Raw genomic sequence first — 18500 nt, 5'->3', positions numbered from 1 at the left:
GCGTCATCCGGTCGTCGTCGACAAAGTGTGTCGGCGATAACTGTGCAAGTATCCCACACCGCGGTCGGATGACCGCAAAGGATGAGCGTTTGACGTTGCGCGTCGAGCCGAGGCGCTCGCGTTCAGCCCTCGAGTCCGGGGAACCAGAGAGCGATCTCGCGCTGTGCCGATTCGGGCGAATCGGACCCGTGGACCAGGTTGTACTGGGTGTCGAGCGCGAAGTCGGCACGGATCGTTCCGGGCACGGCCTTCTCGACCGGGTCGGTACCGCCGGCGATCTGGCGAAACGCCGCCACCGCGCGGGGCCCCTCGAGAACGGCCGCGACCAGCGGACCGGACGTGATGAACTCGAGCAGCGAGGGGTGGAACGGCTTGCCCTCGTGCTCGGCGTAGTGCCCGCGAGCGACCTCGTCGCTCGCGGTCTTGAGTTCGAGAGCCACCAGGGTCAAGCCCTTGCGCTCGATACGGCTGATGATGTCGCCGACGAGGTTGCGTTCGACGCCGTCCGGCTTGATGAGTACGAGAGTGCGTTCAGTCACGACTGACACCCTATCGACCGGCTACGGTCACGTACCGGTCAGGAGCAGTACTCGCCGGCGACCGGGAAGAAGCCGTAGTCGAAAAGGCTGCCGGTTCGCGAGCGCGGATCGACGACCACCTGCAGACAGCCGCCGGGCGAGGCGAGCGCGCCGGCGAGCGCGAGATCGAACTGTTGCGCCAGACCGAGATTCGCGGGCCGGTACTGGGCGGGCACCGGGAGGCTGGCGATGGCCTCGGGCGCCTTCATGGTCGCGGCACGCTGGGTGATCTCGTGGGTGGCGACATAGCTGTACTCCCCCGGACCGACGGGAACAGGTGCGTCCGCGGCGGGTATGAGGTTCGCGATCCCGATGGGTGCCTGGTCCTGCTCCGGTTCGGCCGCCGCCGTGGCCGGGACGGTCAGTGCGAGCGCCGCGCCCGCGAGGACGACGACGGGGAGCACGGGGCGTCGGGTTCGGGCGGAGGTGGTCCGGAAGAGCTGGAACTGCACGTATGTCCTCACATCGGGTGTCTCGAGAAGGGGTTCGACAAGCTGCGAGGATCGACTTGTCGGCCCCCGCGGCATGGGCCATTGTTACAGCAAGCCCACCTGGCCGCCCGGGTTCGGCGATAACGGTCCGGCCACAGGTCTTGCGGCCACCAAACCCCGCCCTGAGCAACGAGAACACCGCTGGTCGGACAGCCGGCGGCGAGACGGCCGTGGCCGCCGGACCGATTACTCGATCGGCTCCTGGCCGGGCAGCATCCCGCGTTCGACCCGTTTCTCGACGTCGGCCTTGATGTAGCGGATGTACAGCCAGACCGACCCGAAGACGACTCCCACCACCGCGATCGACCAGTGGAAGAGCCCCCCGATGATCAGGACGACCTGCAGGCCGAGATCGAGGTTGATCGCGTACGGCCGGCCCTGCATCCCGGCGGCCAGGATCATCGCGATGACGACGAGCGTGAGGTATCCGCCGGACAACCAGGTCAGCCCGTCGCCGAGGCGCCACACGATAGGGAACGCCAGGATCACGACGATGACCTCCAGGATCATCGTGCCGGCCATCACGCCGCGGAGCCCCTTCCACGGATCGTTCGTGGGTGGGGTGTACCGGGTCATGAGGGTTCCTTACCGAAGAGTGTTCGCGCGGCACCGGCGGTCACGACGGACCCGGTGATGACCACGCCCGCACCGGACACGCGTTCGCCGTCGGCTTCCTCGGCCAGTGCGATGGCCTCCTCGACGGCGTCGGGCAGGAAGGGTTTGACGACCACGCGGTCCTCGCCGAACACCTCCCGCGCGTACTCCGCGAGCGTCTCGGGCTCCAGGGCCCGTGGCGACCCGTTGTCGGTGACGACGACCGCGTCGAGCACCGGCTCGAGGGCTTCGAGGACTCCGCGGGCGTCCTTGTCACCCAGCACGCCGATGACGCCGACGAGTCGACGGAAGTCGAACTCCTCGGCCAGCGCCTGCGCCAGCGCCGCGGCTCCGTGGGGATTGTGCGCCGCGTCGGCGAACACCGTCGGGGCGCTGCGCAGTCGCTCGAGCCGTCCGGGGTTGGCGACGGACGCGAAACCCGTACGCACCGCGTCGATGTCGAGCTGACGATCGGCGCCCGCACCGAAGAACGCCTCCACCGCCGCGAGCGCCAGCGCCGCGTTGGCCGCCTGATGTGCACCGTGCAGCGGCACGAAGATCTCGTCGTAGACACCGCCGAGGCCCTGGATGGTGAGCATCTGCCCACCGACGGCGATGACCGAGTCGAGGACCGCGAACTCCGATCCCTGGCGGGCGACGATGGTGCCCGCATCGACGGCCGCGCGCAGCAGGACGTCCATCACCTCGGGGCTCTGTTCGGCGATCACCGTGACGGGATCGACGGTGCCGGCCGCATCGGGTTCGGCGGGCTTGATGATGCCGGCCTTCTCCCCCGCGATGGCGGTCAGGGTGTCGCCGAGATAGTCCGCGTGGTCCATCGCGATCGGTGTGATGACCGAGACCGTGCCGTCGATGACGTTGGTCGCGTCCCATCGACCGCCCATGCCCGTCTCGACGACGGCGACGTCCACCGGCGCCTCGGCGAAGACCGCATACGCCATCGCGGTCAGCACCTCGAACTTGCTCATCCGGGGTCCACCCGCCGCTGTCGACGAATCGTCGACCATGGTGATGTACGGCTCGAGTTCCCGATAGGTGTCGATGTAGGTGCGTGCCGGAATCGGCTTGCCGTCGACCGAGATCCGCTCGGTGACGCGCTGCAGGTGCGGACTCGTGATCCGGCCCGTGCGCCGGTGCAGCGCGGACAGCAACGCGTCGACCATCCTGGTGACCGACGTCTTGCCGTTCGTCCCGGCGATGTGGATCGCGGGGTATCCGTGCTGGGGGGATCCGAGCAGATCCATGAGCGTCGCGATGCGGGTCAGCGACGGCTCGATCTTGGTCTCGGGCCACCGGGTGTCGAGCTCGGCCTCGACCTCGGCGAGTTCGGCGAGATCGTCGGTGCTGTCAGTGACGCGCAGCCGCGCCGGCTCGGCGTCCGGATCGGGTTCGTCCTCCCCCAGGATCGCCGAGAGACCCAGGGGGTCGCCTGCCGCATCCATTCCCAGGACGGCTGGATCCTCTTCGGGGAAACCGGTGTCGTCGCTCACGCGCCGGCCAGACTCGCCAGCTTCGCGTTCAACCGTTCGACCTCTTCGGTCGCGATCCGCTGACGGTCCCGGATCTTGGCGACCACGTGGTCGGGCGCCTTGGACAGGAACTGTTCGTTGCCCAGTTTCGCCGAGGTCGTCGACAGTTCCTTCTCGGCCACCGCCAGGTCCTTGGCGAGCCGCTTGCGTTCGGCTTCGACGTCGACGGTGCCCGAGGTGTCGATCGCGACGACCACGGTGGCCACGCTCAGGCGGACCTCGATGGTCGCGGTCGCGCCGAAGTCGGGACCGGCCGGGTCCAGGCGCGCGAGGGAGGTCACGTACGGCAGCAGGTGTTCGAGCCCGGCTTCGCCGAGTCCGTCGAACTGCACGGCGACGCGCTGGCCCGGACGGAGACCCTGATCGCTGCGGAAACGCCGCACCTCGGTGATCAGTCGCTGCAGATCGTCCACGCGGGCGGCCGAATCCGACGACCAATCGCGTCCGGAAGTGGTCGGCCAGGGGGCGACCACGAGCGATTCACCCCCGGTGAGCGCCTTCCACAGCACCTCGGTGACGAACGGCATCACCGGCGACAGCGCGCGCAGCAACGGCTCTAGGACCGCGCCCAGCACGAGCGACGTTGCTTCCGAACGCTTCTCGTCGTTCTCGGCGAACTGCACCTTCGCGAGTTCGAGGTACCAGTCGCAGACCTCGTCCCACGCGAAGTGGTAGAGCGCCTCGCATGCCTTCGAGAACTCGTAGGACTCGAACCCGGCGTCGATCTCGGCGAGCACCTCGTCGAGCCGGCCGAGGATCCACCGGTCGGCGTCGGTCAGCGTCTCGGCGTCGGGGAGCTCGCCGACCTTCGCGCCGTTCATCAACGCGAACTTGGTGGCGTTGTAGAGCTTGGTGGCGAAGTTGCGCGACGACTGGGCGTGGTCCTCGCCGACCGAGATGTCCGAACCGGGGTTGGCACCGCGGGCGAGCGTGAAGCGCAGGGCGTCGGCCCCGAAGCGCTCCACCCAGTCGAGCGGGTCGATGCCGTTGCCCTTCGACTTCGACATCTTGCGGCCGTGCTCGTCGCGCACCAGGCCGTGCAGGAACAGGTTGTGGAACGGGATCTCGTTGCCCGGACCCAGATCCTTGCCCACGTAGGTGCCGAACATCATCATGCGGGCCACCCAGAAGAACAGGATGTCGTACCCGGTGACGAGAACCGAGGTGGGATAGAACTTCTCGAGATCCGCGGTCTGATCGGGCCAGCCCATCGTGGAGAACGGCCACAGCCCGGAGGAGAACCAGGTGTCGAGGACGTCGGTCTCCTGGACGTAACCCTCGGGGGCCTGCTCGTCGGGTCCGACGCACACCACCTCGCCGTCGGGTCCGTACCAGATCGGGATGCGGTGACCCCACCACAGCTGACGCGAGATACACCAGTCGTGCATGTCGTCGACCCAGCTGAACCAGCGCGGCTCCATCGACTTCGGGTGGATCACCGTGGACCCGTCCCGCACCGCGTCGCCGGCCGCCGCGGCCAGCGTGGAGACCGCCACCCACCACTGCATCGACAGGCGCGGTTCGATCGGCTCGCCGGTGCGCTCCGAATGCCCGACGCTGTGCGGGTACGGACGCACCTCTTTCACGATCCGGCCCTGTTCGGCCAGCGCCTCGCGCACCTTGACACGCGCCTCGAAGCGGTCCATGCCGTCGAATTCGGTTCCGGTGTCGGCGATCCGGGCGGATTCGTCCATGATCGTCGGCATCGGCAGGTTGTGTCGCTGACCGAGCGCGAAGTCGTTGGGGTCGTGTGCCGGCGTGATCTTGACTGCGCCACTACCGAATTCGGGGTCGACGTAATCGTCGGCGACGATCGGGATCATCCGGTCGACAAAGGGGTGCGGCAGTGCGGTGCCGACCAGGTGGGCATACCGTTCGTCGTCGGGGTGCACCGCGATCGCGGTGTCGCCGAGCATCGTCTCGAGTCGGGTCGTCGCGACGACGATGTGAGGCTCGGTGTCGTCGAGTGACCCGTAACGGAAGCTGACGAGTTCGCCCTCGACGTCGGCGTAACTCACCTCGATGTCGCTGACGGCGGTCTTGAGGACCGGCGACCAGTTGACGAGGCGCTCAGCCTGATAGATCAGCCCGTCGTCGAACATCTTCTTGAAGACGGTGTGCACCGCGCGCGACAGGCCCTCGTCCATCGTGAAGCGTTCGCGCGACCAGTCGACGCTGTCGCCGAGCCGGCGCATCTGCTCGCCGATGTTGCCGCTGATCTCGGCCTTCTCGGCCCACACCCGGTCGATGAACGCCTCCCGGCCGAGGTCGTCGCGCGTCTTGCCCTCGGCGGCGAGCTTGCGCTCGACCATCGTCTGCATCGCAATCGCCGCGTGGTCCATGCCGGGGAGCCACAGCACCTCGTAGCCCTGCATCCGACGACGACGCGAGAGCGCGTCCATCAGGACGTGCTCGTAGGCGTGGCCCATGTGCAGCGAGCCGTTGACATTCGGCGGCGGGATCACGATGGAGAACGGCGGCTTGTCACTCGCCGCGTCCGCGGTGAAGTACCCGGCGTCCACCCAGCCCTGGTAGAGCGACGCCTCGTGCTCAGCGGGGTCCCAGGACTTCGGCAACCCGGTCTCGGGTACGGCAGTCCGGGGCGACGCTGTCTCGGGCAACGCGGATGTCTGGTCGGGTGATGTCACGGCCGCTATTCTATGTTTTCGCCGGGCCGGACCTCGCCCGGGACCCGTCCGCGCCCGAGCGCTTCGTGCTAACCCGCAGAGACGCGCAATCTGTGCAGGTCCTCAGGCGCGTTGACGTTGACCAGCCAGTCCGGATCGGAGATCCCCACCCGATGGGTGTTGAGCGCCTCGATCGCGCCCAGCATGCGCCGTTCACCGCCGGCGACGACATCCGCGATCATCGCCGCGGCATCCGTGCGGTAGATCCCCGCCATCGGATGATCCCGCTGGGCGTCGTGGGCGATGACCGCCTGGGTCGAGTCGGTCAGCCCCAGCCGCAGCTCGTCGATCAGCTCCGGAGCGATCAGCGGCATGTCCGTGGCACAGACGAACGCGAACTCGGCACCCGCGGCAGCCGCTGCGGACAGGCCTGCGACGAGCCCGCCGAGCGGACCCGTCCCCTCCTGTTCGTCGGTCACCCAGTGCACCTTCGACGAGTCGATCCCCGGCGCCGCCCGGTCGCGGATGTCGTCGACGCCGCGGAATGCGGCGGACGTCTCGCCCGCGACGACCAGCACCGGATCGCAGCGCTGGGACACCACCCGCACCACTCGCGCGAGCATGGGTTCACCGTCCCAGTCGAGCGCGGCCTTGTCGCTGCCCATCCGTCGCGAACGTCCGCCCGCCAGCACCAGGCCGGCGAGCACCGAGGTATCCGATCCGTGTTGAGTCACATCGCTCAGTGTGCGCGATCTGGCGCACGGGCGGGGCAAGATGGACATCATGAGCAACACTCGCAACACCGAGACTGCGGCGACGCACCCCGCCGACGAGCCGCGCGAGGTCCGGCGCACACACCCGAAGACCTACGCCGCCGGAGTCCCGGCCGTCGCAGTCGCCCTCAAGCGCGGAGTCGAGCAGATGGGCGCGCTCCGGACAGCACAGACCTTGATCAAGCTCAATCAACGTGATGGGTTCGATTGTCCCGGATGCGCCTGGCCGGAGACGCCGGGCCACCGCAAGCATGCCGAGTTCTGCGAGAACGGCGCCAAGGCGGTCGCCGAGGAGGCCACACGTCGAGCCGTCGCCCCCGAGTTCTTCGCCGCCCACAGCGTCGACGACCTCCGGACACGCAGCGGCTACTGGCTCTCGCAGCAGGGACGCCTGGCGCACCCGATGTACCTCGGTCCGGGCGACACCCACTACCGCCCGCTGAACTGGGACGAGGCCAACGCCGTCATCGCCGACGAGTTCGCCGCGATGGACTCGCCTGACGAGGCCGTGTTCTACACGTCGGGTCGCACCAGCAACGAAGCCGCTTTCCTGTACCAGCTCTTCGCCCGGAGCCTGGGTACGAACAACCTCCCCGACTGCTCGAACATGTGCCACGAGTCCTCCGGCGCCGCTCTCGGCGCGTCGATCGGCATCGGCAAGGGTTCGGTCACCGTCCCCGATCTCGAGGCGGCCGATCTCATCCTCATCGCCGGCCAGAATCCCGGCACCAATCACCCGAGAATGCTCGCCACCCTGGAGAAGGCGAAGCACAACGGGGCCCGGATCGTGGCGATCAACCCGCTGCCCGAAGCAGGCCTGATGCGTTTCAAGGATCCACAGAAGGTCGGCGGGGTCATCGGCGCGGGTACCAAGCTGGCCGACGACTTCCTCCAGGTCCGGCTCGGGTCCGACATGGCTCTGTTCCGCGGCGTCGCACGTCTGCTCCGTGACGCCGAACGAGCCGCCCCCGGAACGGTTTTCGATCACCAGTTCCTCGACGAGTCGTGCGCCGGGGTCGAGGAGTACCTCGACCTGCTCGACGACGTCGACCTCGACCGGGTCGTCGAGGTCACCGGCGTGACCCGCACCCAGATCGACGAGCTCGCACGGACGGTCGCCACTTCGCGCCGCATCGTGCTGTGCTGGGCGATGGGCTTGACCCAGCACCGCCACGGCGTCGCGACGATCGCCGAAGGCACGAACCTGCTGCTCCTGCGCGGCATGATCGGCCGCGTCGGCGCCGGCCTCTGCCCCGTGCGCGGTCATTCGAACGTGCAGGGCGACCGCACCATGGGGATCTTCGAGAGGATGCCAGAGTCCTTCCTCGCTGCTCAGGACGCCGAGTTCGGCATCACGTCCCCACGCGAGCACGGGTACGACACCGTCGCCGCCATCACTGCGATGGCCGCCGGGAAGGTCCGCGTCTTCGTCGGGATGGGCGGCAATTTCGTGTCCGCCTCACCCGACACCGACGTCACCGCCGACGCCCTGCGGCGCTGCGCACTCACCGTGCACGTGTCCACCAAGCTCAACGAATCCCACCTCGTCACCGGCCGTCGCGCACTCATCCTGCCCACCCTCGGGCGCACCGACCGGGACATCATCGACGGTGTGGCACAACGTGTCTCGGTCGAGGACTCGATGTCGGCGGTCCACCTGTCCCGTGGGTCGCTGCCGCCGGTGTCGGCGCACCTGCGCAGTGAGGTCGCGATCATCTGCGACCTGGCGACCCGGGTTCTCGGTACCGCTCACCCGGTTCCGTGGCAGGAACTGAAACGCGACTACGACCGCATCCGCGACCGGATCGAGCGGGTCGTCCCCGGCTTCCACGACTTCAACATCCGCGTCCGCCGCAGTGACGGTTTCGTGCTGCCGCACCCGCCGCGCGACACCCGGTCGTTCGACACGCCCAACGGCAAGGCCAACTTCGCAGTCCATCCCCTCGAATGGGTGGACGTCCCGGCCGACCGCCTCGTCCTGCAGACACTCCGCAGCCATGACCAGTACAACACCACCATCTACGGCCACGACGACCGTTACCGGGGCATCTCCGGCAACCGCCACATCGTGATGGTCAATCCCGACGACATCGCGTCCCTCGGCCTGCGCGCCGGGCAACTCGTCGACATCGTCTCGGAGTTCGACGGCGAGGCCGGAGTCGAGGAACGACGGGTCCGCGGCTTCGAGGTGGTCCCGTATGACACACCGCGCGGCAACGCGGCCGCGTACTACCCCGAGACCAACCCGCTGGTCCCGCTCGGATCGGTGGCAAAGGAGTCGAACACACCGGTCTCCAAGGCGGTGGTGATCCGCATCGAACCGGCCGAATCCGCCTAGCCGGAGACGACAGCAGCGAGCCCCGTCCGGTCGTCCGGGCGGGGCTCGCTGCTGTCGTCGGGTGAGTGGTGAGCTGCGGGTCAGGCGCTCTTGTCGCGACGTTCGTCGCTGGAAGCCTTGCGGGGCACGATCGTCGGGAGGACGTTGTCGCGGACTGTCTCCCCGGTCACGACGACCTTCTCGACGTCGTCACGGCTCGGGATGTCGTACATCACCGGCAGCAGGACCTCTTCCATGATGGCCCGCAGGCCGCGGGCACCGGTGCCGCGGTGGATGGCCTGATCGGCGACCGCCTCGAGGGCGTCCTTGGTGAACTCCAACTCGACATTGTCCATGTCGAACAGCCGGGTGTACTGCTTCACCAGCGCGTTCTTCGGCTCCGAGAGGATGCTCACCAGCGAGTCCTTGTCCAGGTTCGTCACCGAGGCGACGACCGGCAGACGGCCGATGAACTCCGGGATCAGGCCGAACTTGATCAGGTCCTCCGGCATGACGTCGGCGAACTGATCCGAGGTGTCCACCTCGTCCTTGCTCGCCACTTCGTTGCCGAAGCCGAGACCGCGCTTGCCGATCCGCTCGGACACGATCTTCTCCAGACCGGCGAACGCGCCGGCCACGATGAACAGCACGTTCGTCGTGTCGATCTGGATGAACTCCTGATGCGGATGCTTGCGTCCACCCTGCGGCGGCACCGACGCCTGCGTGCCCTCGAGGATCTTCAGCAGCGCCTGCTGGACTCCCTCACCGGACACATCGCGCGTGATCGACGGGTTCTCGCTCTTGCGGGCGATCTTGTCGACCTCGTCGATGTAGATGATCCCGGTCTCGGCACGCTTGACGTCGTAGTCGGCGGCCTGGATCAGCTTGAGCAGGATGTTCTCGACGTCCTCGCCAACATATCCGGCCTCGGTCAGCGCGGTTGCGTCGGCGATCGCGAACGGCACGTTGAGCATCTTCGCCAGGGTCTGCGCCAGGTACGTCTTGCCGCATCCGGTGGGGCCGAGCATGAGGATGTTCGACTTCATCAGCTCGACGGTCTCACCCGTCCGGGCGTCCTTCTTCTCGCCCGCCTGGATGCGCTTGTAGTGGTTGTAGACCGCGACCGCGAGCGTCCGCTTCGCCGTGTCCTGGCCGATGACGTACTTCTCGAGGAAGTCACGGATCTCCGTCGGCTTCGGCAACTCGTCGAGCTTGACGTCGCCGTTCTCGGCCAGTTCCTCTTCGATGATCTCGTTGCACAGGTCGATGCACTCATCGCAGATGTACACGCCGGGGCCGGCGATGAGCTTCTTCACCTGCTTCTGGCTCTTGCCGCAAAAAGAGCACTTGAGCAGGTCGCCGCCGTCTCCGATTCGTGCCATCTCGCGCTGTACCTACTTCCTCGTTGCCGGACTGTCGTGTCTGGTCCGTCGCGTCGCACGCAGCCGGGCATGGGTCATTTGATCGACACTCGAATGCCCAGTAACCCGACGGTACCCGCGTGTCGCTCGAACTTCGACCGATAAGGCCAAATGTCGCGGCAGAAAATCACCGGGACTTCTGCACTGCCACAACTACTTCTTGGCCAGGACTACTTCTTCATCGACTTCTTGCGGTACTCGAAGACCTCGTCGACGATGCCGTACTCCTTGGCCGCGGCCGCGGTCAGGATGTTGTCGCGGTCGGTGTCCTTGCGGATCTTCTCCTTGTCCTGACCGGTGTGGCTGGCCAGGATCTCGTCGAGGCGGTCGCGGATGCGCTCGATCTCGGCGGCCTGGATCTCGAGGTCGGAGACCTGACCCTGGTAGGCGCCACCGGTGCGCGGCTGGTGGATCAGGACCGTAGCGTTCGGCAACGCCGCACGCTTGCCCGGGGTTCCGCCGGCGAGGAGGATCGCCGCCGCCGAGGCCGCCTCACCGAGGCAGACGGTCACGATGTCGCAGTGCACGTACTGCATCGTGTCGTAGATGGCGAGCATGTCGGGCACGCTGCCACCGGGCGAGTTGATGTACATGGTGATGTCGCGGTCGGGGTCCTGCGATTCGAGGACGAGCAGCTGCGCCATGACGTCGTTGGACACGACCTGGTCGATCGGCGTGCCGACGAACACGATCCGCTCTTCGAACAGCTTCGCGTACGGGTCGTACTGTCGCTGGCCGTTCGGGGTGTGCTCGATGAACGACGGCAGGATGTACCGCGCTTCGATGTTCTTCAGCGCGAGGGCCGACGCGGGGATGCCGGCGGCGACCTCGGCGGGCATGCCGTCGAAGGAAAGGGAGTTGGTCATCTGTTGCTCCATTGGGTAGAGGTGGCTCGGCGGTGGGTACGGGAGCGGTCGTCGGACCGGGGTCTCACCGACCCGGGCGCGCGATCACCTTGTCGACGAAGCCGTACTCCTTGGCCTCTTCCGCGGTGAACCACTTGTCGCGGTCGGCGTCGGCCTCGATCTTCTCGAGCGGCTGACCGCTGAACTCGGCGTTGAGCCGGTTCATCTCCTTCTTGGTGAGCGCGAATTGCTCTGCCTGGATGGCGATGTCGGCCGCGGTACCACCGATGCCGGCGGACGGCTGATGCATCATGATGCGCGCGTGCGGCAGTGCATGTCGCTTGCCCTTGGCGCCGGCGGCGAGGAGGAACTGCCCCATCGACGCCGCCATACCCATCGCGTACGTCGCGACGTCGCATTCCGCGAGCTGCATGGTGTCGAAGATCGCCATTCCGGCGGTCACCGACCCACCGGGCGAATTGATGTAGAGGTGGATGTCCTTCTGCGGGTCCTCGGCCGAGAGCAGCAGGATCTGCGCGCACAGCCGGTTCGCGATGTCGTCGTCGACCTGGGTGCCCAGGAAGATGATGCGCTCGCGCAGCAGACGCTCGAACACCGAATCGGTCAGGTTCAACCCAGCCACACCCGAACTCATCGTGGGTGTGTGGATGGTCGGCTCACTCACGGGTTCCTACCTTTGCCTTGTTGTCATGACCTGCGCGTCACCCGCGGGTGACGCGCACGCACATCGAATGCTTCTCTGATGACGTCCTCACCGACACTAACCAATCGACACCCGCGGACACTCCCGAGGACACGCCTCTTCGCTGAGAGCAGAACGGCCTTCGGCACCGTGAACGGCCCGTGCGTGATGGTGGACCGACGGCGATCGCCGGCCCTCGTACTTCGAGGACCGGCGATCGCGGAGGAAACGTGCGGGCTGTGCTGGACCGCGGGAGCCCGATCAGTTGTCGGAGTCGGACTCGTCCGCAGCGGACTCGTCGGCGTCGTCATTGCCGCCGAAGTACTCGGCGGTGTCGACGGTGGCGCCCTTGGTGTCGGTGACGGTCACGTCGCCGACGATGCTCGCCAGCGACTTGCCGCGCCGGACGTCGGCGTAGACCGCACCGACCTGGTTGGCCTGCGTCAGCTGCTGGATGAACTCCTGCGGCTGCATGCCGTAGCGCTGGGCGGTGAAGATGATCTGCTGGGTCAGCTCGTCCTGGCTGACCTCGGTGTCCTGCTGATCGGCGATCGCGTCGAGCAGCAGCTGCTGCTTGACCGACTTCTCCGCCTCAGCACGGGACTCGGCATCCCACTCCTCGCGGGTCTTACCCTGCGCCTCGAGGAATTTGGCGACCTGCTCGTCGTCGTGTCCGAGCGCGTGGATGACCTGGTGCTGCTGACCCTCGACCTCTTCGTCGACGACCTTCTCCGGCAGCGGGATCTCGACGGTCTCGAGGAGCTTGTCGAGCACCGCGTCGCGGATCTTGTTGGCCTGCTCCAGCTTCGCGGACTGCTCGACCCGCTCGGCGAGGCTGGCGCGCAGCTCCTCGACGGTGTCGAACTCGCTGGCCATCTGGGCGAACTCATCGTCGACCTCGGGCAGCTCGCGCTCCTTGACCGACTGCACGGTCACCTTCACGAGGGCCTCCTCGCCCGCGTGATCGCCGGCGACGAGCTTGGTCGTGAACTCTTTGTCCTCGCCGGCCTTCAGGCCGATGAGCGCCTCGTCGAGTCCGTCGATGAGCTGGCCGGAGCCGACCTCATGGGACAGCCCCTCCGTGGTGGCCTCCTCGACGGCCTCGCCGTCGACGGTCGCGGCCAGGTCGATCGACACGAAGTCGCCGTTCTCCACGCCGCGCTCGACGCCCTTGAGGGTGCCGAAGCGGGCGCGCAGGCCTTCGAGCTGCTCGTCGACCGCCGCCTCGTCGACCTCGATCGCGTCGACCTCGACCGACAGGGTCGAGTAGTCGGGCAGGGTGATCTCGGGACGGACGTCGACCTCGGCCGTGAAGGTGACCGACTCGCCGTACTTCAGCTCGGACAGGTCGATCTCGGGCTGGCCGATGGCCTTGGTCTCGGTCTCGGCGACGGCCTCGGAGTACTTGGCCGGGATGGCGTCGTTCACGACCTGCGCGAGAATCGAATCGCGGCCGACACGGGCCTCGATCAGCTTCGCGGGCGCCTTGCCCGGACGGAATCCGGGGATCCGGATCTGCTGGGCCAACGACCGGTAGGCCCGGTCGAAGTCTGCCGACAGCTCCTCGAACGGGACCTCGACGTTGAGCTTGACCCGGGTCGGGGTGAGTTGCTCGACAGTGCTCTTCACGCCTGAATACTCCTTATATCTACGGTGGTGGAAGTTCGGTCGTTCGCGGGCCGTGCACCGGGTGACCGGTCGGGCCACATCGATCAAGTCGGGATGACAGGATTTGAACCTGCGACCCTCCGCTCCCAAAGCGGATGCGCTACCAAGCTGCGCCACATCCCGGGGTCCGAACACGCGAGGGAACCCCGGAGGGCGACCGCGCATCAGGGCCAACAAGAGATAGTACGTGCCACCGCGGCCGGGCCCGCGCACGGGTGCCGCGGCGACGCCGGAACCGATGGTCGTCCGTCGGATGCCACCTCGTCGCATCCACCCCGATTTCGGTTCCGGCGCCGCTGCCGGTACAGTCACTCATCGCACGCGACGCCGGGATCTCGACGGTCACCGCGAGCAACGCGGGTGTAGCTCAATGGTAGAGCCCTAGTCTTCCAAACTAGCTACGCGGGTTCGATTCCCGTCACCCGCTCCACCGGCTCGGAGACACTATCTCCGACCCTTTTTCGTCGGTCCGGGCTACTCCGTGCGCCTAGTTGGGCGGCTCCGGCGGCTTGTTCCACGGCAACGGCAGGGGCGCGTACTCGTAGACGATCTCGGGAGTCGCCTCCTCCTCCGGGTGCCCGGGTGCCGACGAATCGCCGGGGCCGGTCGAGACGATCGGTGGTGGGCAGGGCGCGAACTGGCCTGGCGTTTCCCTCACGTTCCTCCGCTGCCTGCGAACCACATGCGATTCGGGTCGGCGATGTCACAGATCCCCGCCCAAGTCACCCGACCGGACCACATCCCGCCGGTCCGGACTCGTCCTGTGATCCACGCCACACCTGGCGTACCGTTGACCCATGTCCTCCAGCCACACGAAAACCCAACGCCGGTGCGGATCCTGCGGCGCACCCCTGTACGTCCGCCGAGACGTGACCGAGTCCGAGGCCGGCATCGGTCGCGTCGACGTGATGCTCGTCTGCCGGGACGAGGCGTGTTCGCAACCTGCGCAACACCTTCGCACCGAACATCCACAACCCGCCTGAGCGGGAACACGGCGCCCCGAACGAGCAGTCCCCAGTGGGACAAACGATCCTGTTGCATACGAGGGTCCAGCGGCCACAATGAGTCCACGCCGGAACCCGCTGCGTATGCGCGACCTCGAATGTGACGACCGTCACACGCGGTGTCGACAACGACGCTACCTCGGGTTTTGCCACGTCGTACTGAGGGTTCGCGATGGCGGCGTCATTCGGCGTGACCCGCTCCTTGGACCCAAGGCAACGGTTGTGTAACGATGGTTCCGCGCTCAGGCCGATGCGCGAACGAACCATCGAACCGAAGGTACGACCTGTGTTGAACTCTCACCTGCCGACCCCGCGCGCCTCGCGCCGCCGTTCGGCCCGACGACTCGCGGCTGTCGTCTTCGGCGTCCTGGCCATGACCCTCGCACTTCCCGGCGTCGCCAACGCCGTCCCGGTCACCGTGATCCCCGGCCTGCCGCCGGTCGAGATCCCCGCGGTCCCCGGTCTGCCGACCCCGCCGGCGCCGACCACCCCCGAAGCTCCGCAGCCGCCGCCGTCGACGACCGAGGAGAAGCCGGCCGGGCCGGTCATCCCGAACGTCAAGACCGAGACCGGTTACATCGCCCTGGCCGACGACAACACCCACACCATCACCTGGTGGCACAACGGCAAGGTCGTCCGGACGATGCCGATCTCGATGGGTTCGGACAAGAACCCCACCTCGAACGGCGTGTACTACACCAAGGAGAAGTACCGCGACATGTACATGGACTCGTCCACGTACGGCGTCCCGGTCGACTCCGCCGAGGGCTACCGCACCTACGTCGAGTACGCGACCCGGATGTCGTGGGACGGCATCTTCATCCACGGCGCCCCCTGGTCGGTCAATCAGCAGGGTCGCAGCAACGTGAGCCACGGCTGCATCAACGTCACCAACGATCACGCCAAGTGGGTCTACGACAACGTTCCCCGCAACACCCCGATCGTGGTGCGCAACACCATCGGTGGGAAGTATCAGAACACCTAGTCTCGAGCAGACTACGAGGGCCGGTCACCGTCAGGTGACCGGCCCTCTGTCGTGTGACCAGGTGGCGGCCTGGTCGGCGAACGTCGCCTGGACCTGAAGCCACTGGGCGATGACCTGACAACCGGTGGACGCCGGATCGGTGATCGAGGTCCGCCGATAGGGGTCGCTCCGATACGACGTGTGCCGGCCACCCACGGCGTTGGTCAGCCACACACCACCCACCCGGATGCGCGACGGGAGGTAGCACCTGACCTCACGCCACGCCGCCAGCATCCGCCCGGGGTCGCGCCGCCACTGCGCCGGCCGGACCGACGTCCGCCGTGCGTTCTGCAAGTCGTTGGCGCGCAACACATCCCACGCACTCCTCCCCCATCGGCCGAGCCCGGCCAGCGTCATAGAGCCGGTGAGGTCGGCGACGTCGCGGACAAGCGAGTCCGCGTCGGCGTTGCAGATCACGTCCTGGGACGCGCCCACCCAGTACACGGGCAGCCCGGTCGGCAGATCCGCTCCCGGGCCGGCGACTCCCCACCCGTCGCAACCGGGCACCACGCCCGGCGGCTGGTGCGGGTCGGCGACCAGCCCGACACCGAGTACCCGGTCCAGGTCGGATGCAGTCTCGGCGTCCCCGGTCGCCAGATCGGCGACCGCGGATCGGATGACCACGGCCCCCTGCGAGTAACCCACCAGCGCGACCGGTCCTGCCGTGGCGCGGATGGCCGCCCGCAGTCGGCCCGCACCGATCCCGACGCTCTCGACGAAACTCATCCCGCCCGGACGCGGGGCGGGACCATAGCTCGCGGGGTATCCGATCCACAGACAGTCGAAGCGGTCATCGAGTTCGTCGGCCACTCCGGTGAGGAGCCCGGACACCTCGGTCCGTGGGTCACCGGGGTACGACTCCCCCGTCCCGCCGACCACGAAGACGGTGATCGGCGGTGCCCCGCCGGGCCGTGGCGGGGTTCTGACATGCTGCACCTCACCCATGGTGGGTCCCGGACGTATGAACCGCCCGCAGGAGCGCTGAGGGCTTCCTGAGATTCCCACCTCGACCGTGTCACGGCGCCGCGGCCCGCACCTCGCAGCCGTGACCGATCAGGATGCTTGCGCCGGTGGCGGTTTGGCGACGTAGTCGGCGGTCTCGATGATCGCCACGAAGAAACCGCTGCCCTCGATCACATTGGCGCTGTGCACCAGGCCGGCCGGTATGTAGATGCTCGCGGGCGCCTCGACCTCATAGACCTCGTCCCCGAGCGTGATCTCGTAGACCAGACGGTCGAGCGACAGCAGGATGTTGATCTCCGGGCAGTCGTGCACGTGCGGCTCGCAGTAGTCACGTGAAGCCGCCGAGACGGCCCGCATCTCGTGTGCCACGACGCGCTTCTCCGCCTCCGGGAAAAGGTCCCCACCGGCCAGCACGCGACGGGTGATCGGCGCGTCGGCCGCCGCGTGGAAAGGCACGTCTCGGAGTGGGGACACCTCGCCCCGCGAGATCAGTCCGGCATGAGACCGGATGCTTTCGCTGATTGTCACACTGCCCCCTCTTGTCTCCCCGACCGTTCGCGTGAGTAAGAACCTCACGGCTCCGCACATGCTACTAAGGTTCGGCTATCCACACCGACCGGGCAGTAACCTGTCAGGTCTGGCAGACGGGGCACCAATACAGTTTTCGGGCCTCCAGATCGGCGATCAGGACGGGTGTCCCGCAGATCCGGCATGGCTCGCCCGCCCGCCGGTACACGTAGGTCCGCGGACGGTTCGGGGCGTAGGACGGCGCCCCGGAATCGTCTTCGGGCCGGATCACGTGAATGCGTCCACGACGCACGCCGATCTTCATGAGAGTCACCAGGTCGGACCACAGCGCGTCGAATTCGTCTCGGAGAACACGCTTTCCGGGTCTCATCGGATCGATGCCGGCGCGGAAGAGGATCTCGGCGCGATACACGTTGCCGATCCCGGCGATGACCTTCTGGTCCATCAGCAGGGCGCCGACGGGCCGCGCGGACCGCGAGATCGCCGCCCATGCCCGGTCGGGCTCGGCGTCGCGTCGCAGCGGATCCGGACCGAGTCGGGCGACCAACGCCTCGAGATCGGCGGGGTGGTAGATCTCACACGCCGTCGGACCCCGAAGGTCCGTTCCGGCGGTCTCGGTCTCGATGCGGAGTCGAACCTGCCCGACCGGTTCCGGCACGGGCACCGCGAGTTCGGTGAACGAGCCGTACAGCCCGAGGTGGATGTGCACCATTCGTTCGGCACGCCCGTCCCGGTAACGATGGACGAGATGCTTGCCCCAGGCCTCGGCCGCGTGGAAGGTGAGTCCGTCCACCATCGCCGCACCGTCGGCGAAGCGACCCTGCGGGCTGCTGACGCGAACCCGCTGCCCGCCGAACAGTCGCTGCTGCCGGCGGGCCAGTCGATGGAGAGTGTGGCCCTCGGGCACGGACTCGGCCGAGACCTACTGGGCCGGGGCCCCCGGCACCTCGGGAGCCTCGCCGGTGCGCTCGTACTCCGCGAGGATGTCGATGCGCCGCTGGTGCCGCGCCTCTTCCGACCACGGGGTGGCCAGGAACGCGTCGACGATGGCCAGCGCCTCGGCGGTGCTGTGCATCCGGCCGCCGATGCCGATGAGCTGTGCGTTGTTGTGCTGCCGGGCGAGCTGGGCGGTCTCGACGCTCCAGGCGAGTGCGCAGCGCGCGCCGGGGACCTTGTTCGCGGCGATCTGTTCGCCGTTGCCGCTGCCGCCGAGCACGATTCCCAGGCTGCCCGGGTCGGCGACGGTCTTGGCCGCGGCGGCGATGCAGAACGCCGGGTAGTCGTCGGCGGGGTCCATCTCGTGGGCACCGCAGTCCACGACCTCGTGGCCGGTGGCCTCGAGATGGTCTGCGATCTGGTTCTTGAGTTCGAATCCGGCATGGTCGGCACCGAGGTAGACACGCATGGCGTCACT

General features: G+C 67.4%; 18 protein-coding genes and 2 tRNA genes. 4 read left to right on the top strand and 16 right to left on the bottom strand.

The genetic code is table 11. From position 1 onward, the window contains the following. Positions 1–122: 122 nt before the first annotated feature. From ndk to Q9R39_RS06355, 6 genes are all read right to left on the bottom strand, one after another. Complete coding sequence (ndk, locus tag Q9R39_RS06380; protein ID WP_058250057.1) at positions 123–539, bottom strand: nucleoside-diphosphate kinase; 417 nt, start codon at positions 537–539, stop codon at positions 123–125. Positions 540–577: 38 nt separating this feature from the next. After that, the gene (locus Q9R39_RS06375) at positions 578–1030 is read right to left on the bottom strand and encodes a hypothetical protein (RefSeq protein ID WP_065629007.1); all 453 of its coding nucleotides are present in this window, start codon (positions 1028–1030) and stop codon (positions 578–580) included. 225 nt (positions 1031–1255) lie between these two features. Continuing rightward, complete coding sequence (locus tag Q9R39_RS06370; RefSeq protein WP_058250055.1) at positions 1256–1645, bottom strand: DUF4233 domain-containing protein; 390 nt, start codon at positions 1643–1645, stop codon at positions 1256–1258. After that, on the bottom strand, positions 1642–3174 hold the full coding sequence (locus Q9R39_RS06365; RefSeq protein ID WP_311277211.1) for a folylpolyglutamate synthase/dihydrofolate synthase family protein: 1533 nt from the start codon (positions 3172–3174) through the stop codon (positions 1642–1644). The genes Q9R39_RS06370 and Q9R39_RS06365 overlap by 4 nt, the downstream gene beginning before the upstream one ends. Continuing rightward, entirely contained in the window at positions 3171–5834 is a 2664-nt protein-coding gene (locus tag Q9R39_RS06360; protein ID WP_139115598.1) for a valine--tRNA ligase, read from the bottom strand. Before Q9R39_RS06360 ends, Q9R39_RS06365 begins: the two co-directional genes overlap by 4 nt. Positions 5835–5929: 95 nt before the next feature. Continuing rightward, the gene (locus tag Q9R39_RS06355) at positions 5930–6547 is read right to left on the bottom strand and encodes a molybdenum cofactor guanylyltransferase (RefSeq protein ID WP_082652852.1); all 618 of its coding nucleotides are present in this window, start codon (positions 6545–6547) and stop codon (positions 5930–5932) included. Between the two features lie 67 nt (positions 6548–6614). Here Q9R39_RS06355 and Q9R39_RS06350 point away from each other — a divergent pair, with 67 nt between their 5' ends. Further along, positions 6615–8951: an FdhF/YdeP family oxidoreductase gene (locus tag Q9R39_RS06350; protein WP_139115599.1), complete on the top strand. Its 2337-nt coding sequence runs from the start codon at positions 6615–6617 to the stop codon at positions 8949–8951. Between the two features lie 80 nt (positions 8952–9031). Here the strand turns inward: Q9R39_RS06350 and clpX are convergent, their stop codons facing one another. From clpX to Q9R39_RS06325, 5 genes are all read right to left on the bottom strand, one after another. Next, positions 9032–10312 carry an ATP-dependent Clp protease ATP-binding subunit ClpX gene (clpX, locus tag Q9R39_RS06345; protein WP_058250051.1) on the bottom strand — a complete coding sequence of 427 codons (1281 nt, stop codon included), beginning with the start codon at positions 10310–10312 and terminating at the stop codon, positions 9032–9034. A 209-nt stretch (positions 10313–10521) separates the two neighbouring features. After that, positions 10522–11217: an ATP-dependent Clp protease proteolytic subunit gene (locus Q9R39_RS06340; RefSeq protein ID WP_058250292.1), complete on the bottom strand. Its 696-nt coding sequence runs from the start codon at positions 11215–11217 to the stop codon at positions 10522–10524. 64 nt (positions 11218–11281) lie between these two features. Further along, complete coding sequence (locus Q9R39_RS06335; RefSeq protein ID WP_078113597.1) at positions 11282–11881, bottom strand: ATP-dependent Clp protease proteolytic subunit; 600 nt, start codon at positions 11879–11881, stop codon at positions 11282–11284. Positions 11882–12160: 279 nt separating this feature from the next. Next, on the bottom strand, positions 12161–13528 hold the full coding sequence (gene tig, locus Q9R39_RS06330; RefSeq protein WP_068972583.1) for a trigger factor: 1368 nt from the start codon (positions 13526–13528) through the stop codon (positions 12161–12163). Between the two features lie 88 nt (positions 13529–13616). Beyond that, positions 13617–13690: transfer RNA gene (locus Q9R39_RS06325), tRNA-Pro, on the bottom strand. A gap of 233 nt (positions 13691–13923) precedes the next feature. On the opposite strand from Q9R39_RS06325, the gene Q9R39_RS06320 reads away from it, so the two are divergent. Next, positions 13924–13997 (top strand) — tRNA-Gly (locus Q9R39_RS06320). A gap of 57 nt (positions 13998–14054) precedes the next feature. Here the strand turns inward: Q9R39_RS06320 and Q9R39_RS06315 are convergent. Then, positions 14055–14225, bottom strand: a complete 171-nt coding sequence (locus Q9R39_RS06315; RefSeq protein WP_175401035.1) for a hypothetical protein — start codon at positions 14223–14225, stop codon at positions 14055–14057. A 139-nt stretch (positions 14226–14364) separates the two neighbouring features. On the opposite strand from Q9R39_RS06315, the gene Q9R39_RS06310 reads away from it, so the two are divergent. Together Q9R39_RS06310 and Q9R39_RS06305 are read left to right on the top strand one after the other, a co-directional pair. Then, positions 14365–14550 (top strand): hypothetical protein, encoded by a 186-nt coding sequence (locus Q9R39_RS06310; RefSeq protein WP_058250048.1) that lies wholly within the window; start codon positions 14365–14367, stop codon positions 14548–14550. Positions 14551–14821: 271 nt separating this feature from the next. Next, complete coding sequence (locus Q9R39_RS06305; RefSeq protein WP_240198622.1) at positions 14822–15556, top strand: L,D-transpeptidase; 735 nt, start codon at positions 14822–14824, stop codon at positions 15554–15556. Positions 15557–15586: 30 nt separating this feature from the next. Here the strand turns inward: Q9R39_RS06305 and Q9R39_RS06300 are convergent, their stop codons facing one another. The 4 genes from Q9R39_RS06300 to Q9R39_RS06285 form a co-directional block, all read right to left on the bottom strand. Then, positions 15587–16540 (bottom strand): PE-PPE domain-containing protein, encoded by a 954-nt coding sequence (locus Q9R39_RS06300; RefSeq protein WP_078113595.1) that lies wholly within the window; start codon positions 16538–16540, stop codon positions 15587–15589. 108 nt (positions 16541–16648) lie between these two features. Further along, on the bottom strand, positions 16649–17086 hold the full coding sequence (locus Q9R39_RS06295; RefSeq protein WP_311277210.1) for a homocitrate synthase: 438 nt from the start codon (positions 17084–17086) through the stop codon (positions 16649–16651). A gap of 103 nt (positions 17087–17189) precedes the next feature. Further along, positions 17190–17993 carry an Fpg/Nei family DNA glycosylase gene (locus Q9R39_RS06290; RefSeq protein ID WP_078113593.1) on the bottom strand — a complete coding sequence of 268 codons (804 nt, stop codon included), beginning with the start codon at positions 17991–17993 and terminating at the stop codon, positions 17190–17192. A 15-nt stretch (positions 17994–18008) separates the two neighbouring features. Then, positions 18009–18491 carry a ribose-5-phosphate isomerase gene (locus Q9R39_RS06285; RefSeq protein WP_058250044.1) on the bottom strand — a complete coding sequence of 161 codons (483 nt, stop codon included), beginning with the start codon at positions 18489–18491 and terminating at the stop codon, positions 18009–18011. Positions 18492–18500: the final 9 nt, after the last annotated feature.

It is taken from the genome of Gordonia sp. AC31 (assembly GCF_031844505.1).
GTDB classification, from domain to species: domain Bacteria; phylum Actinomycetota; class Actinomycetes; order Mycobacteriales; family Mycobacteriaceae; genus Gordonia; species Gordonia hongkongensis.
Note: the sequence above shows the minus strand (reverse complement) of the source record. Positions and strands in the feature narration are given on the sequence as shown.